At 70.4% G+C, this 14,954-nt stretch carries 14 protein-coding genes; 11 read left to right on the top strand and 3 right to left on the bottom strand.

The annotated features are described in order from the left end of the window. Nucleotides 1-72: 72 nt before the first annotated feature. From QCD66_RS25825 to QCD66_RS25810, 4 genes are all read left to right on the top strand, one after another. On the top strand, nucleotides 73-1,008 hold the full coding sequence (locus QCD66_RS25825; protein WP_375736013.1) for a nitroreductase/quinone reductase family protein: 936 nt from the start codon (nucleotides 73-75) through the stop codon (nucleotides 1,006-1,008). 63 nt (nucleotides 1,009-1,071) lie between these two features. Next, nucleotides 1,072-1,410 carry a PadR family transcriptional regulator gene (locus QCD66_RS25820; protein ID WP_357538117.1) on the top strand — a complete coding sequence of 113 codons (339 nt, stop codon included), beginning with the start codon at nucleotides 1,072-1,074 and terminating at the stop codon, nucleotides 1,408-1,410. Next, complete coding sequence (locus QCD66_RS25815) at nucleotides 1,407-2,234, top strand: ATP-binding cassette domain-containing protein (protein ID WP_375736012.1); 828 nt, start codon at nucleotides 1,407-1,409, stop codon at nucleotides 2,232-2,234. The genes QCD66_RS25820 and QCD66_RS25815 overlap by 4 nt, the downstream gene beginning before the upstream one ends. Further along, nucleotides 2,231-2,923 (top strand): hypothetical protein, encoded by a 693-nt coding sequence (locus QCD66_RS25810; RefSeq protein WP_375736011.1) that lies wholly within the window; start codon nucleotides 2,231-2,233, stop codon nucleotides 2,921-2,923. The genes QCD66_RS25815 and QCD66_RS25810 overlap by 4 nt, the downstream gene beginning before the upstream one ends. Nucleotides 2,924-2,950: 27 nt before the next feature. Here the strand turns inward: QCD66_RS25810 and QCD66_RS25805 are convergent, their stop codons facing one another. From QCD66_RS25805 to QCD66_RS25795, 3 genes are all read right to left on the bottom strand, one after another. Next, on the bottom strand, nucleotides 2,951-4,501 hold the full coding sequence (locus tag QCD66_RS25805) for a hypothetical protein (protein WP_375736010.1): 1,551 nt from the start codon (nucleotides 4,499-4,501) through the stop codon (nucleotides 2,951-2,953). A gap of 160 nt (nucleotides 4,502-4,661) precedes the next feature. Beyond that, nucleotides 4,662-5,438, bottom strand: coding sequence for an ABC transporter permease (locus QCD66_RS25800; RefSeq protein ID WP_375736009.1), 777 nt, complete (start codon nucleotides 5,436-5,438; stop codon nucleotides 4,662-4,664). Next, nucleotides 5,435-6,421, bottom strand: coding sequence for an ATP-binding cassette domain-containing protein (locus QCD66_RS25795; RefSeq protein WP_375736008.1), 987 nt, complete (start codon nucleotides 6,419-6,421; stop codon nucleotides 5,435-5,437). The genes QCD66_RS25800 and QCD66_RS25795 overlap by 4 nt, the downstream gene beginning before the upstream one ends. A 76-nt stretch (nucleotides 6,422-6,497) precedes the next feature. Between QCD66_RS25795 and QCD66_RS25790 the strand changes: the two genes are divergently transcribed. The 7 genes from QCD66_RS25790 (at nucleotide 6,498) to QCD66_RS25760 (ending at nucleotide 14,849) form a co-directional block, all read left to right on the top strand. Beyond that, complete coding sequence (locus QCD66_RS25790; RefSeq protein ID WP_375736007.1) at nucleotides 6,498-7,280, top strand: TetR/AcrR family transcriptional regulator C-terminal domain-containing protein; 783 nt, start codon at nucleotides 6,498-6,500, stop codon at nucleotides 7,278-7,280. Nucleotides 7,281-7,446: 166 nt separating this feature from the next. Continuing rightward, complete coding sequence (locus QCD66_RS25785; protein ID WP_357538103.1) at nucleotides 7,447-7,665, top strand: hypothetical protein; 219 nt, start codon at nucleotides 7,447-7,449, stop codon at nucleotides 7,663-7,665. Between the two features lie 27 nt (nucleotides 7,666-7,692). Next, on the top strand, nucleotides 7,693-8,295 hold the full coding sequence (locus tag QCD66_RS25780) for a disulfide bond formation protein DsbA (protein WP_375736006.1): 603 nt from the start codon (nucleotides 7,693-7,695) through the stop codon (nucleotides 8,293-8,295). A gap of 564 nt (nucleotides 8,296-8,859) precedes the next feature. Beyond that, on the top strand, nucleotides 8,860-9,516 hold the full coding sequence (locus tag QCD66_RS25775; protein WP_357538100.1) for a response regulator transcription factor: 657 nt from the start codon (nucleotides 8,860-8,862) through the stop codon (nucleotides 9,514-9,516). Nucleotides 9,517-9,821: 305 nt separating this feature from the next. Beyond that, nucleotides 9,822-11,897 (top strand): M14 family zinc carboxypeptidase, encoded by a 2,076-nt coding sequence (locus tag QCD66_RS25770; RefSeq protein ID WP_407566815.1) that lies wholly within the window; start codon nucleotides 9,822-9,824, stop codon nucleotides 11,895-11,897. 110 nt (nucleotides 11,898-12,007) lie between these two features. Then, nucleotides 12,008-12,706 (top strand): fasciclin domain-containing protein, encoded by a 699-nt coding sequence (locus tag QCD66_RS25765; protein WP_364213935.1) that lies wholly within the window; start codon nucleotides 12,008-12,010, stop codon nucleotides 12,704-12,706. Between the two features lie 1,000 nt (nucleotides 12,707-13,706). Further along, nucleotides 13,707-14,849 carry a M14 family zinc carboxypeptidase gene (locus QCD66_RS25760; protein ID WP_407566814.1) on the top strand — a complete coding sequence of 381 codons (1,143 nt, stop codon included), beginning with the start codon at nucleotides 13,707-13,709 and terminating at the stop codon, nucleotides 14,847-14,849. The last annotated feature ends 105 nt before the right edge of the window (nucleotides 14,850-14,954 follow it).

Raw genomic sequence — 14,954 nt, 5'->3', positions numbered from 1 at the left:
CGCATGCCGTACGGCCGCCGGCCGTACGACCGCGCCCCGGGGTCCGTCGTCCATTCGAACCGAGGGAGTACCTTGTCCGAAATCCCCGCGCACCACATGCAGCCCGAACCGCAGATCAGTGACTTCAACCGGCCGGTCGTCGAGGAGTTCCGCGCCAACGGCGGAAAGGTCGGCGGCCCGTTCGAGGGCGGTGATCTGCTGCTGCTCACCACGACCGGGGCGAGGTCCGGCCGGTGGCAGATCAGCCCGCTCGGCTTCGTCCGCGACGGCGACCGGCTGCTCGTCGTCGCGTCCGCCGGTGGTTCGCCCCGCCACCCGGCCTGGTACCACAACCTGATCGCCAACCCGATGGTCCGGGTCGAGGTCGGGACCGAGACGTTCGACGCGGTCGCGGTGCCCGCGCAGGGCTCCGAACGCGACCGGCTCTTCGCCCACGTCGTCGCACAGGAGCCGGGGTACGGCGACTACCAGGCCCGCACGAGCCGGCGGATTCCGGTGGTGGTGCTGGACCGGGTGCACTCGGAGGCGGGTGACCGCGAGGTGGCCAACCTGGCCGACAAGCTTATGGAGATCCACGACTGGCTGCGGGACCAGTTGGCGCGTACCCGGGCCGAGACCGACGCGTACTTCGCGGCCCGGCACGCCACCGACGGGCCGCCGCCGGTCGGGCTGGGGATGCAGATCCGGGCGCACTGCCTGGCGTTCTGCCAGTCCCTGCACTTCCACCACACCGGCGAGGACGGGCACATGCTGCCCGGGCTGGAGCAGGGGTATCCGCATCTCGCGCCGGTGATCGAGCGGCTGCGGGCCGAACACGTGACAGTCGACCGGATCCGCCGCGAGTTGGAGGGACTGCTGGCCGATGTCGCCACCGCCGACCCGGTGCGGTTCCGGGCCGAACTGGACCGGATGTCGAGCGAGCTGACGACCCACCTGGCGTACGAGGAGGAGACCCTGATCCCGGTCCTGGCGCAGGTCCCGTTCCCGCCGGCCGGTCCCGGCGCCTGAGGTCACCGGCCGATCGCGGCTAGATAGCACGACCAGCTAGCTGGTCGTGCTATCTTCTTGCGCGTGAATCAGGAGCGGCGCGCCCAATGGTTACGGGGAGTCCTCGACCTGTGCGTGCTGGCGATGCTCGCCCGGCGCGAGTCGTACGGCTACGAACTGTCGCAGGCGCTGGAGGCGGCCGGCCTCGGGCCGGTCAAAGGCGGAACCCTCTACCCGGTCCTGCTCCGGCTCCAGCGGGCCGGACTCATCGCCGCCGACTGGCGCGAGGGCGAAGCCGGCCCGGCCCGCAAGTACTACCGGATCACCGGACCCGGCCACGACGTGCTGCGGCAGGCCACCGCCGACTGGGGCCGGTTCGCCGGCGGGGTCGGCGCGATACTACGGGAGGTACCAGCGCGGTGAACCAGGATGCATGGCTGGCGGCCCTTGTCGGCGAACTGCGCCGGCACGGCGTCGGCCCCGACCTCGCCGGGCACGTCGTCGCCGAGGCGGCCACCCACCTGCGCGACAGCGGAGAGCCGCCGCTGTCGGCGTTCGGCGCACCGGGGTCGTACGCCCGTGACGTCGCCGACAGCATCGGTGCCGCCGCACCCGCCCCGCGGCGCCCGCCACCCGGCCCGGTCCGGCTCGACGTACGCGGGATCAGCAAGCGCTACCGCCGGCACCGCGTCCTCAGCGACGTCAACCTGACCGTACGCGCCGGCCAGATCGCCGCCGTCGTCGGCGCCAACGGTGCCGGCAAGAGCACCTTCCTGCGCATCTGCGCCGGCCTCGTCAGCCCCGACCGGGGCGAGGTGCACGCGTACGGCAGCCTCGGCTACTGCCCGCAGGACGGCGGCACCCGCGAGTTCCTCACCCCCGACGAGCACTTCGTCCTGATCGGCACCGGACGCGACCTGGACCGGTCCGCCGCCCGCCGGGCCGGCCGCGCGCACGCCGCCCGGCTGGACTGGGAGCCGGACCGTGGCCGTCTCGCCGGCCAACTCTCCGGCGGCACCCGCCAGAAGCTGAACCTGGTCATGGCCCGGCTCGGCGAACCCGACATCCTGCTGCTCGACGAGCCCTACCAGGGCTTCGACCGGGGCGCCTACCTCGATTTCTGGCACGAGGTGTGGCGGTGGCGCGATACCGGCACCGCCGTCGTGGTCGTCACCCACCTGCTCAACCAACTCGACCGGGTCGACATCGTGCTCGACCTGACCCCCGACCGGGAGCGGGTCGTATGAACAAGATCCTCACCACCGCGGATCTGGCCCTGCGCGAGATCGCCCGCCGGCGTACCGTGCTCGTCGTCCTCGCCGTGCTGCCGCTCGCCTTCTATCTCAGCCGGCGCGGCGACCACCTCGGCCAGTCGATCCGGTTCGTCTGCCTCGGGCTCGGCTGGGCCTTGAGCACCGCCGCGCTGTTCGCCGGCAGCGCGGCGCGGCCCATCGAGCCACGGCTGCGGTTGTCCGGCTACGGCAGCCGGCACCTCGTCCTCGGCCGGCTCCTGGCACTGTGGACGGTCGGGCTGGCGCTGTCGCTGCCGTACTACCTGCTCATCCTCGTCGACCAGCACGACGTGCGTTACGGCGCCATCGCCGTGGTGATGCTGCTGACCGTCGCGGTCGCGGCACCGTTCGGGCTGGCCCTGAGCGCCGTGCTGCCCCGCGAGCTCGAGGGCACCCTGGTGCTGCTCATCGTGGTCGGGCTGCAGATGATGACCGACCCGGCGGCCACCGCGTCACGGGCGCTGCCGTTCTGGTTCAGCCGCGAGATCGGCACGTACGCCATCGACCACACCGACTCCGGATACCTCGACCGGGGCCTGCTGCACGGCGTCGTCTTCACCGTCGCGCTGACCGCGCTGGTGGCCGTGGCGGCGGGCGTACGGCTGCGGCGGCGGCCACACCTGCGGTTCATGCCGTCCCGGTAGCCCGACCTCACCTGGTGCTGCCGTCTCCTACCGTGGGGTCGGTGCCGGCTGACAGGGGGTGATGTCGCTCGGCGTCCGCGGACCGACGAGCGGCACGAGGTACGGGCCCTCGCTCTCGACGTAGGTGATCAGCCCGGTGGCGAGGTTGACCGCCCCGACCGGACCCATCGTCTCGACGCAGGAGGCGTTGACGAACACGTTCGTGGCCCGGCGGGTGCCGTTGCGGGTGACCCGGTAGGCGTGGCTGGGGAACGCGGTGACCTCGGTGCTGAGCGTCAGGTCGGTGTCGGTGAACGTGCCGACCACGGTGGCCTCCAGGGGCGGGGCGCCGGCCACGAGGTCGGTGGCGTGCCGGTGGGACAGCGTGAAGGTGTTCCCGTCGATGCCGTAGTCGGCCGGGTCCGGAACCGTCTCGTCGCCGTACTCGCGGCAGTTGCGGATCACGCCGGTGTCCAGGTTCGTGAACGTCCACAGCCGGATGCTGTGCGCCGGGTCGTCGCGCAGCCGGGGCCGGGTCATGCTGGCGCCGTCCCAGAGGAACTCGAACGTCGTGGTGATCCGGGCGGCACCGTCCGGCCCGTAGCCGACGTGGTTGTCGCCGTAGAAGAACGACTCGAGGCGGATGCGGGCGTTGCGCCACTTCGGCCGGCAGTCCTCCGGCACGTCCAGCGATCCCAGGTCGGTCCAGACGCCGCCGGCGATGGTCAGTTCGAGCGGTTCGATGTGGAACGGGTCGACGACCGAGAACTGCGGGATCCACGACTTCAGTTCGATCTCGTACCGGTCGAGGACGGTGACCGTCGCGTCGTCGGACTTCGGGCTGCCGCCCGCGCCGGAGACGGCGGTGAACCGTAGGACGTAGCTGCCGGGGGCGGAGAACTCGACCTCGGTGTCCGGTGCGCCGGAGGCGAACGTGACCCGGCCGGGACCGGACACCTTCTGCCAGGCGGACGCGGTCGCGGTGCCGACGATCGTGCCGCCGAGGTTCGTGGTCCGGGAACCGGCGACGGGCCGGTCCTCGCCGGCGGACACGATCAGCAGCGGGCAGCCGTCGGTGCCGACATCGACGCCGGCCGGTGTGCCGGGGCACAGGTCCTCGCCGTCGGGGACGCCGTCGCCGTCGCTGTCGGCGAAGCCGGTCGGATCGAGAAGCACCTGCCAGGTGCCGTTGTTGTCGGGGAAGGCGGCGACATCGTCGTTGATGACCAGTTCCAGTTCGCCGACGCCGCCGAGCGTCGTCGGTCCGGCACCGATGTAGCGGTAGGGGCCCGACCCGACCCGCCCGATCAGGGCCAGCGCCGGCAGTTGCGGTGCGACGGCGTTGCCCAGGTGCCGGATCGTCGGGTGGCCGGCCGGTGGTACGACGTCACCGGATTCGAACGACCCGCCCCAGTAGCCGATGACACCCGACGCGGACACGGTGACGCCCTCGCCCGCGGCGAGCACGATCCCGGTCCGGTACGGGTTGACGTCGACCGGCATCGCGACCGTGGTCGGGTCGGCGGCCGCCGGTGCCTGGATGCCACCTGTCACGAGCAGGGCCACGGCGGTGACGACCAGGATGCGCCGAATTCCCATGTGCCGACTCCTTCGACCACGCGGGCACCGTCCGGGGACGACGGGTGGACCGAAACGCGGTGGAGCGTGACACGACTGTCGCTTGTGGCCAAGCGGACTGACGGACATCGGTCTCATTCCGTGCGGGGTCGTCGGCGACCGTCGACGACCCCGCACGGTGCTACGACCGCAGTTTGCGGTAGGCGTACGCCGACAGCGGCAGGAACACCGCCGTGATCAGGATCGGCCAGCCGACGGCGAGCGCGACGGCGTGGTCGGCGAGGACTCCGCTGGTCGCGCCGGTCGGGTTGCCGAAGAGTTCCCTTACGGCGGTCGCCGTCGCCGAGACCGGATTCCACACGGTGACCGCGGCGAGCCAGCCCGGCATCGTCTCGGCGGAGACGAACACCGTCGACAGGAACCCGACCGGCCAGATGAGGGTCTGTACCGCCATCGTCGTGCTGTCGCCCTTGAAGGCGAGGCCGAGGTAGACGCCGACCCACAGCAGCGCGAACCGCAGGGTCAGGAGCAGCAGTACGGCCAGTGCCGCGGAGCCGGCATCGCCGGTGATCCGCCAGCCGATGAGCATGCCGCCGCCAATCAGTACGGCGAGTTCGACCGCCGAGTTGGCCATGTCCGCCCCGACCCGGCCGAGCGCGACCGAGGCGCTGCCGATCGGCATGGACCGGAACCGGTCGGTGATCCCCTTCCTGGCGTCGTTGGCCATCGCCGACGTCGTCGTCTCCAGGCCGAACATCATCGTGAGGGCGAGCATCCCGGGCAGCAGGAAGTCGACGTATCCGCCGCCGGGTACGTCGATCGCGCCGCCGAACAGCAGCCCGAAGATCAGCAGCAGCACGACCGAGAACAGCAGGCTGAAGATCGGTGTCCACGGCTGCCTGACCCAGTGCAGAAGGTCCCGCTGGGTGATGATCCAGCCGGCTCGCAGGGTGTTCATCGATGTACGACCTCCTTGCCGGCGGCCGGAGCGGTGCCGCTCGAAGTGGTGTCGGTCAGGGACAGGAAGACCTCGTCCAGGGTGGGCCGGCGCAGCAGCAGGTCCTCGGGGCCGATCGCGGCGGCGTCGAGCGCGCGGACGATCTCGGCTAGGCCCACCACGCCGTGCCCCACCTCGAAGGTGAGGGTGTGTGCCTCGGCGTCGACCAGAGCCGTGCCACCGACCGCCGCCCCGAGGGTCTCCGCCGCCGGCCCGAGCGGTTCGTGGCGGGGGAGGGTGACGACGACGCGGTCGCCACCGAGCTGGCGCTTCAGCGCGTCGGGGGTGTCGGAGGCGATGACCCGGCCGTGGTTCATCACCGAGATCCGGTCGGCCATCTGGTCGGCCTCGTCCAGGTACTGCGTGGTCAGCAGCACCGTCGTGCCCTGCGCGGCGACCCCGCGCACGGTGGTCCAGACCTCGTTGCGGGCCCGCGGGTCGAGGCCGGTGGTCGGCTCGTCGAGGAACAGCACCGCCGGGGCCAGGATCAGGCCCGCCGCGATGTCGAGCCGGCGCCGCATCCCGCCGGAGTACGTCGAGACCGGCCGGTCGGCCGCCTCGGTGAGGTCGAACGAGCGGAGCAGTTCGTCGGCGCGGGCGCGGGCGGCGGCCTTGCCCAGCCCGAACAGCCGACCGAACATGACCAGGTTCTGCCGGCCGCCGAGGATCTCGTCGACCGCCGCGTGCTGGCCGACCAGCCCGATGCTGCGCCGTACGGCCTGCGGTTCGGTCCGCACGTCGTGGCCGGCGACGGTGGCGGTGCCGCCGTCGAGGTCGATAAGGGTGGTCAGGGCCCGTACCGCCGTGCTCTTGCCGGCGCCGTTCGGGCCGAGCAGCCCGTGGATGGTCCCCGCCTCGACGCTCAGGTCGAATCCGTCCAGGGCGGCCAGGTCGCCGTACCTTTTGCGAAGGCCGCTCGCGGTCAGTGAGTGGTCGCGTGCCATGGGACTCCTTAACTCCGTACGCCGTACGGCGTGACTGCGCCGAATCACCGTACACCACACGGAGTACCATCCGCCTATGGAAAACGAACCCGGGGCGGCGCCCGACTACGACCGGACGCTCATGCTGCTGTGGCGGCGTACGCTCGGCGAACCCCAGGGGTCCCGCGGCCCCCGGCAGCGGCTGACCGTCGACGAGGTGGTGCGGGCCGGGATCGCTGTCGCCGACGCCGAAGGGCTGGCGACCTTCTCGATGCGCAAGGTCGCCGAAAAGCTCGGCCTCGGCGTCATGTCGATCTACACGTACGTGCCCGGCCGGGAGGAACTGATCGGGCTGATGGTCGACGAGGTGCAGGGCGAACGCGAACTCCCCGAACTCACCGGCCCGCTGCGGGACCGGCTCGCCCGGATCGCCCGCGAACTCTGGGACGAGTTCCACCGCCACCCCTGGCTGCTCCAGGTGACCCACCACCGGCCGTTCATCGGCCCGAACGGTGCCGACCGCTACGAGTGGCAACTGCGGGCGATCGAGGGGATCGGCTTCGGCGACATCGAGATGGACCAGATCGTCACGCTGGTCAGCGGGTTCGCCGCCAGCGCCGCCCGCGCCTCGATCGAAGCCCGCCGGGCCCAGGAGATCTCGGGGATCACCGACGTGCAGTGGTGGGAGATCAACGCCCCCATCCTCGAACGGATCATGGAGCCGGGCCGGTACGTCGTCTCCGACCGGGTCGGTACGGCCGCGGGGGAGGCGTACAACGCGGTCAGCGACCCCGACCTGGCCTTCCGGTTCGGCCTCGACCGCATCCTCGACGGGATCGAACTGCTCGCCGCCGCCCGGTCATCCGACGCCGCCACCTGACGGGCCGATTCGTGGGCGCCCTCGTGTCGGTGTGCCGTCGCTGTCGGTGGGGGGCGATAGTCTCGCGGTGCCGACCCGGTCCGAACCACCGACCCGGCCCGATCCGCCAGTCCGATCCCGCCAGTCCGATCCCACCGGCCCGGTCCGCGAGGGAAGGAGCACCGTCATGACGGCTCAGGAACCCGCACCGGAGACCGAGTTTCCGCGCGGTATCGGCAAGGTGGCGACGCGGGAGTTGGCCGCGAACGGATACACCCGGTTCGCGCACCTGACGACCACCACCCCCGCCGAGCTGCTCAAGATCCATGGCGTGGGCCGGAAGAGCATCTCGATCCTGCGCGAGGAACTGGCCGGCCGCGGCCTGTCGTTCGCCGACGGATCCTGACGGCCCGGCCCACCGGAGGCGGTGCGGATGCAGGTCGACTTCTGGTTCGACCCGAGCTGCCCCTACACGTGGATCACCTCCCGCTGGATGGTCGAGGTGGCGGCGGTGCGGCCGGTGACGATCCGCTGGCGGATCATGAGCCTGTCGGTGCTCAACGAGGGACGGCCGGACGATCCCGAGGGTGACCCGGAGGGCTACCTGTGGGGGCCGGTCCGGGTGTGCGCGGCGGTGGAGCGACGGTACGGCCCGGCTGCCCTGGACCGATTCTTCGCCGCGTACGGCGTACGGGTCCACGAGCGCGGCGAGTGGGCCGACCCCGCGGACATCCTCGCCGACGCCGGGCTGCCGCCGGAGCTGGCCGCCGCCGCCGGGTCCACCGAATACGACGCCGCGGTGCGGGAGTCCCACGAGCGGGGCATCAGCCTGGTGGGGCGGCATGTCGGCACACCGATCATCGCCGCGGGCGGGTCCGGCGGCCGGCGGATCGCCTTCTTCGGGCCGGTGATCTCCCGTATCCCGCGCGGCGAACGGGCCGGCCGGCTCTGGGACGGTGTGCTGCTGGTGGCCGGTGAGCCGGCTTTCCATGAGCTGAAGGGGCGTCCGCACGAGGAAGCCGGGTTCGGCCACTGAGGACGACCTGCCGCGAACCGGGCCGCGACGGTTGGCGGAACGGGCTGCCGGGTTTCCGCGCGGGGTGTTCCCATTCTGGGATCGAATATCGGCTGTTGTGCAAGTGGTGCAGCATTGTCTCATGCACGGGACCGCTCCGCATGTCACATTTCACGCAAACCAGATATCCCGGGCGTCGTACTTCGAAATGTCGATCCGGGCACGGATGATGATGAATTATCAATTGTCGGGCTTTGATTGATGGCGATGTCATGTGTGAGTGTCGTTCGGGTTTTCGACGGTGCAATTTCATTATGCCGAGATCTATTGCTCACCGTCCCGCCATGTGCTTAGCTGACCGGCAAGATCCACTCCTTTGAATCGGAGGAAGCCGTGCGTCGATCTCCCGTGCCACGGCCATCAGGCCGCGTCGAGCGACACCTCGAGGACGGCCGGCTCCGGGCGGACCGCGAGGCGCGGGGATATCTGCTTGAAACCGGGTCGGATTAGCGTCTGTTCAGGGCCGGTCCGATCGGCAGGCTTCAGGAACTTCGTCGACCTTCTGAGGCCCAGAGGAGCAACTGGATGCGAGCACTTCTCGTGGAGGACGACCTGCGTGTCGCCTCCGCGTTGTCTTCGGCCCTGCGCCGTCGGGGCCACCTGGTCATTCCCGCGACGACCGCGGCCGAGGCCCTCCGGGCGGGGCCGGTCGACCTGGTCCTGCTCGACCTCAACCTGCCCGACCGGGACGGCCTGGAGGTCTGCCGGGAGTTGCGGCGGCGGGACGCCGACGTCTGCATCATCGCCGTGACTGCCCGTGGCGAGGAGCACGACCGCGTGACCGGGTTGCGCGCCGGGGCCGACGACTATGTGGTGAAGCCCTTCTCCATGGCCGAACTGCAGGCCCGGATCGAGGCGGTCATGCGCCGGACCGCGCGGGCCCGGCGGGCCGAGGGGGTGCTGGAGGTCGGTCCGATCCGAATCGACGTGACCGCCCGGCAGGCCTGGGTGGACGATCGGGAGGTGAGCCTGACCCGCAAGGAGTTCGAGCTGCTGATGGCGCTGGCCCGGCAGGCCGGCACGGTGGTGCCGAGAGAGCGGCTGCAACTGGAGATCTGGCAGACCACCTTCGCGGCCGGCCACACCCTCGACGTGCACGTCGCCGCCCTGCGGAGCAAGTTGGACGATGCCAGCCTGGTGCAGACCGTACGGGGCGTGGGCTACCGCCTGCGGGTGACCTAGATCCGCACGCCCGGGCGACGGCGGTGGCGGCCGAGCCCCGTCCGGCGCGCGAATCTCAGCGTGATCGTTCGTTGACACCCGGTCGTCGTCTCGTGTCGGCGGCCCTGGATCGGCCCGCGGCACGGCATGCGGCCCCTGCCGGAGTCTCAGAGGATCCTCAAGAATCGTCGTGTTTCCGAGATGGCGCGGCCGGACTGACGTGTGCTGTCTCCACCTAGGTCCAGCCTCAATGCACAGGAGCCCCCATGCTGCATAGACGGCCAGCGGCAATAGCGCTAGCTGCACTCCTCGTGGCCACCGTATCGGTGGTCGCCTCACCAACCGCGGCCTCGGCCGACCCGTTGACCCGGGTGCCCGCCCTCAACGCCGTGGAACCGAACCAGGTCCAGGGTCTCAAGGTCACCCAGGGGTACGGCTTCGCCACCCTGGCCTGGACCCACGTCGACGGCGCCACCGACTACCAGATCGAGCGCACCCCGGTCGACGCCGACGACGTGCCGACCGGCAACTCCGTCATCACCGGGCTCTGGCGCCCCAACCGTCAGGTCAACAACGAGTCGCCGACCTTCGCCGACGCCGGATTCAACCCGGGCCTGCGGTTCCAGTGGCGGGTGCGGGCCCGGATCGGCACCGCCGAGCAGCCGTACTCGACCCCGGTCTCCGGCACCACCCAGGGGTCCTGGGGCAACCCGGACGCGCCCGGCGAGAGCCTGCGCACCCAGTGGGAGACCACCCAGGGTGCCCAGTACACCAGCGACGTCAACGAGTACGCCTACACCGCCGCCATCGACGAGCTGAGCGACCGGATGCGGGTGGTGGAGATCGGCCGCACCATCCTCAACCGGCCGATCAACATGATGGTCTTCGGCCACCCGACCCCGCCGGCCACCCCGGAGGCGATCGCGGCCACCTCGCCCGTGCTGATCAACTGCAACGTGCACGGCAACGAGCCGGGTGACCGGGAAGCCTGCCTGATCCTGGCCCGGCAGCTGGCCTTCAGCCAGGACCCCGGCACGATCGACGTACTCACCAACAGCACCGTGCTCATCGTCCCGACCATCAACGGGGACGGCCGGGCCGCCAACACCCGGGGCAACAACGCCGGGCAGGACCTGAACCGCGACTACTCCCTGGTCCGCCAGCCGGAGACCCTCGCGTTCGTCAAGATGCTCCAGGAGTACCGGCCGGTGGCCGGCTACGACGGCCACGAGTACGGCAACAGCGGCACCGGTGACCTGCCGATGCTTCCGCCGCGGCACCAGAACGTGGCCCGGGAGATCTTCGACGAGTCGATGAACATGATCGAAGGCCACATGTACGAGCAGGGTGCCACCGACGGCTGGTGGGCCTGCCCGTACGGCTGCACCGGCGCCAGCGTGGGCCTGGGCGAGGAGACCATCCTCCGCAACACGCTGGGTCTGAAGAACGTGGTCAACTCGCTGCTCGAACTGCGCAGCTCCGGTGGGGCCACCCGGCCGGACGAGGGAAACACCTCGAACAACCGCCGCCGCAAGGGCTACTCCGCCCTCTGGACCTTCACCCAGTTCCTCGACTACCACCGGGCCAACCACAGCGCGATCCGGCAGGCGAGGGGCGAGGCGATCAAGCTGCAGAGCGGGAACACCGGACGGATCGTCTTCCGGGGCTCGCACGAGGTTCCCGCCCACCCGGCGCCGCACCCGGGCGAGACCCCGCCGCCGGTGGACGCGCCGCGCCAGGAGTTGATCCTCGACAACGCGCCGTGCGCGTACCGGCTCACCGAGGAGCAGTACAACGGTGAGCGCACCGACGGCGCGGCCGGGCATCGTACGACGGTGGCCCAGCGGCTCGCGGCCCACGGCTGGCGGGTCGTCAAGGTCGGCGACGGCTACTTCGTTCCGCTGACCCAGCCCGAGCGGGGCCTGATCCCCCTGCTGCTGGACGGGACCGGTGTCGAGCGGCTGGTCGCCGGTGAGCGGGTCTACCCGACCCTGACCGGCCGGCACAACGGGCCGCTGCGGGTGAGCGGCTTCACCTGTGTCTCGGGCGCCAACGTCAACGGGCCGGTCAACGTGCAGCCGGGCGCCGTCCTGGTCGCCAGCGGCTCGTCCTTCAACGGTCCGATCACCGCCGCCGGGTCCGCGGGCCTGTTCATGTCCGGTAACACCGTGCACGGCCCGATCCAGGTCGCCAACGTGACCGACGCGGTCTCCCTGATCAACAACCGGGTCAACGGTCCGGTCAACCTGGTCGGGAACCGCGCCGGTGGCAACGCCCCGTTCGTGGCGGCGAACACCGTGCAGGGTCCGCTCAACTGCGCGCAGAACACCCGGGTACCGACCAACCTCGAGTTGTCGAACTCGGTCGCCGGCCCCAGGTCCGGCCAGTGCGCGGGTCTCTAGGGACCCACGCCGCCGGTGACCTGAACCGGCAACCATGAAATGCCGTACCGGCGGGTCACGCACCGGGCCCGCCGGTACGGTCCTGGTATGAGTCGATCATGGAGATCCTTGTGACCAGTTCAGCCCGGCGCCCCGGTCGCCCCACCCGGTCCCCTCGGCACCCCCGGGACCGTGGCCTCGCCGTACGCGCCCGCGGCGTCGCCGCATCCCTGCTGTGTCTGGTGGTCCTCGCCGGTTGTACGGGCAAGGGCGACGATTCGGCCGCCGGCTCGACGGCGCCCGCCAGCCCCATCGTCACCGGGCCCCTCTGCGAGGTCCTGCCGACCGGCACCGAGCCGGGGAACCCGGCCTCCCTGACCGGTGAGCCGGTCGACGTGGCCCTGCAGTGGATCACCGTACTCACCGCCTTCGAGGCGGCCGTGCGGGCCTCCGGACTCGCGACCGATCTGCGGGGGATGGAGGGGCTGACCATCCTGGCACCGACCGACGACGCTTTTCTCCGGAAGTTCTCCGCGGCGAACTGGGACGAACTGATCCTCAGCCGTCCGGACGACCTGCGCGCACTGCTCCGCGCCCACCTGATCGACGGTGCCCACTCCCTCGCCGACCTCGTGACCGCCGGCAACATCACCACGCTCGACGGCACCGAGGCCACGGTGGCCGCGGACGGCGCCATGGCCCGGATCGCCGGGGACGCCCAGACGCTGTGCGTGGACTACCGGGCCACGAACGCCCGGATCCACGTAATCGACAAGGTTCTCGGCGACCTGCCCACGACGGCCCACGAGGACGACCACATCGGCCACTGACGGGACAAGGGGCGGATCTGCCCGACGGCCGTACGGCGCCTTACGCCGGTGGCCCCGGGGCACGTGGCGCGCGGCCGCGCGCGGGCGTCGGGCACCGCTGCCCGCCGCAGGCCGCGCGGCCGATCCTGCCCCGACGACGCCCGCGCCCGATCCCCACTCCGTGGAGAGCCACGAGCGGCTGGTCCGGAGATACGGATCGCGTCCGCGGCCGGCTGATGCCGAGCCCGTCCCGCGTCCGGGCCGACCTGTGGACGCTTGCCCACTCGGGCGTCCAGGTCCCGCCCATCCGTTGTCGGTCACGTCCGGCGGGTGATGCCGCGATGGCAGGGTGAGCCGCTGAAACGTCGCGGACCTGAGCGGTTGCCCAGTCGCTCGGCCAGCGACCCCGCGCCGGTCGCGGCCGGCATCATGCCGGTCGCCACCAGCGCGTCACATCCTGCGGCGACCGCCCGCACCGGCTGGTGATCAACACGGCCAGCTGCCCGGCGGGCCCCGCCGCTGACGACCGGCCGGAGCCGTCGTTGCCCGGGCTGAAGGCGCACGCTTTCGGGGAATCGATATCCGACCACCGGGGACGATCCACTGTGCACGATCCACTCCGGTTGTCGTGCCGGGCGAGTGCATTCAGCGTGAGTGTTGTTCGCATTTTGGGAAGCGATATCGGTTGTCGCGAGAGTGGGGCAGCATTGTCCCGTCAGCGGGACTCTCTTCGCATGTCACATTTCACTCAAATCCGGTAAGTCGGACGTCGTGCTTCGAAATGTCGATCCGGGCACGGATGATCATGAGCTGTCAATTGTCGGTCTTTGATTGCCGAAAGCGTCATGCGTGAGCATCGTTCGGGTTCTGGACGGTGCAATTTCATTGCGCCGAGATCTATTGCTCACTGTCTCGCCATGTGCTTAGCTGACCGACAAGATCCACTCCTTTGAATCGGAGGTAAACTGTGCGTCGTTCACTGCCGCCACAGTCAACGAGCCGCGTCAAGCGCCACCTTGCGGTGGCCGCGGCGGCGCTGGTGGGTGTCCCCGGCGTCGCCGCCGTGCTCACCACTCCGGCATTCGCCCAACCCCTCGAGTCGCATTGCGGGAACGAGACCGGCAATGGGCCGGTTTCCGGCTTCATCAGCCACGCGGAACTGAAGCGGAGCCTCGAACAGATCGAGGCGACGAGTGGTGGCAAGGTCAGCGTCGACGTTGCCGGATACTCGAACCAGGGCCGCGAGATCTGGTCCGCCCGGGTAGGTGAGGGCGACACCGTCGTCTACGTCCAGAGCCAGATCCACGGCAACGAGATGCACGGCACCGCCGCCGCGCTCGACCTTCTCAAGACCCTCGGCAACAACTCCAAGCGGTCCGCCGAGATCCGCGAGGCGGTGACCGTCGTCGTCGTACCCAAGCTCAACGCCGACGGCAGCGAACTCGACACCCGGCAGAACGCCCGGACCTGGAACGACGTCGTCGCCGACTTCCCGCAGCTCGCGGGCGCCTCGCCGTCGTGGAACTACAACACGCGGGTCGGCGGCTTCGACGTCAACCGCGACTTCAACCCCAACCTCGACTACGTGCCGCAGGCCGCCGACTTCCCGGGCAACAGCGCCTCCGTCGGCTGGTACATCACGCCGGAGGCGCAGACCTCCCGCAACGTGTACCGGGCGCTGGAGCAGGAGTTCGGCACCGTCGACGTCTTCGTCGACCTGCACAACCAGGGCGCCTGCTACACCGGCGAGGGCATGGACGACTACACCACCCTGTCCATCTCGGGCCGGTTCATCTCCAACCCCGCCCAGCACGGCAACTGGCCCAAGTTCAACTACGACGCGTCGCGCCGGATCAACGTCGCCGTGTACGACGCCCTCCAGTCGGGCAACTCGCCGCAGAGCAAGGTGACCCTCTACCCGCAGAACACGAACCTGCCCGGCACCGCGCTCGGCTCGTTCGCCCTGCGTGGCAGCGCGACCATCCTGTTCGAGACGCGTGGCCAGACCCAGTCGTGGGGCCAGAAGCAGCACGGCATGCTGACCAAGCAGCTGGTGACCGGCATGACCGGCATCATCGACTCCATCACCGACGAAACCCTGGACACCATCGACCCGGCCCGCTACGACGCGATCCCGGAGCGGCGGAACGTTCCCCGGACCTGATTCCGCGCAGCGCTGACCCCTTGACCAAGGGGCCCGGACCGGGCGGTACCTCCCCAGCCCGCCGGTCCGGAGCAGCCACCGCCCACCGTGTACGGCCCCCGCGTT

The organism is Polymorphospora sp. A560, assembly GCF_045781765.1.
Taxonomy (GTDB): domain Bacteria; phylum Actinomycetota; class Actinomycetes; order Mycobacteriales; family Micromonosporaceae; genus Polymorphospora; species Polymorphospora lycopeni.
This window is presented reverse-complemented; position numbering and strand designations above follow the sequence as displayed.

What these genes read in the sequence shown, in the direction of transcription:
- QCD66_RS25810 (WP_375736011.1), top strand. Translation starts at nt 2,231, where the DNA reads ATGAACAAGATCCTCACCACCGCGGATCTGGCCCTGCGCGAGATCGCC.
- QCD66_RS25805 (WP_375736010.1), bottom strand. Translation starts at nt 4,501, where the DNA reads ATGGGAATTCGGCGCATCCTGGTCGTCACCGCCGTGGCCCTGCTCGTG.
- QCD66_RS25800 (WP_375736009.1), bottom strand. Translation starts at nt 5,438, where the DNA reads ATGAACACCCTGCGAGCCGGCTGGATCATCACCCAGCGGGACCTTCTG.
- QCD66_RS25795 (WP_375736008.1), bottom strand. Translation starts at nt 6,421, where the DNA reads ATGGCACGCGACCACTCACTGACCGCGAGCGGCCTTCGCAAAAGGTAC.
- QCD66_RS25790 (WP_375736007.1), top strand. Translation starts at nt 6,498, where the DNA reads ATGGAAAACGAACCCGGGGCGGCGCCCGACTACGACCGGACGCTCATG.
- QCD66_RS25785 (WP_357538103.1), top strand. Translation starts at nt 7,447, where the DNA reads ATGACGGCTCAGGAACCCGCACCGGAGACCGAGTTTCCGCGCGGTATC.
- QCD66_RS25780 (WP_375736006.1), top strand. Translation starts at nt 7,693, where the DNA reads ATGCAGGTCGACTTCTGGTTCGACCCGAGCTGCCCCTACACGTGGATC.
- QCD66_RS25775 (WP_357538100.1), top strand. Translation starts at nt 8,860, where the DNA reads ATGCGAGCACTTCTCGTGGAGGACGACCTGCGTGTCGCCTCCGCGTTG.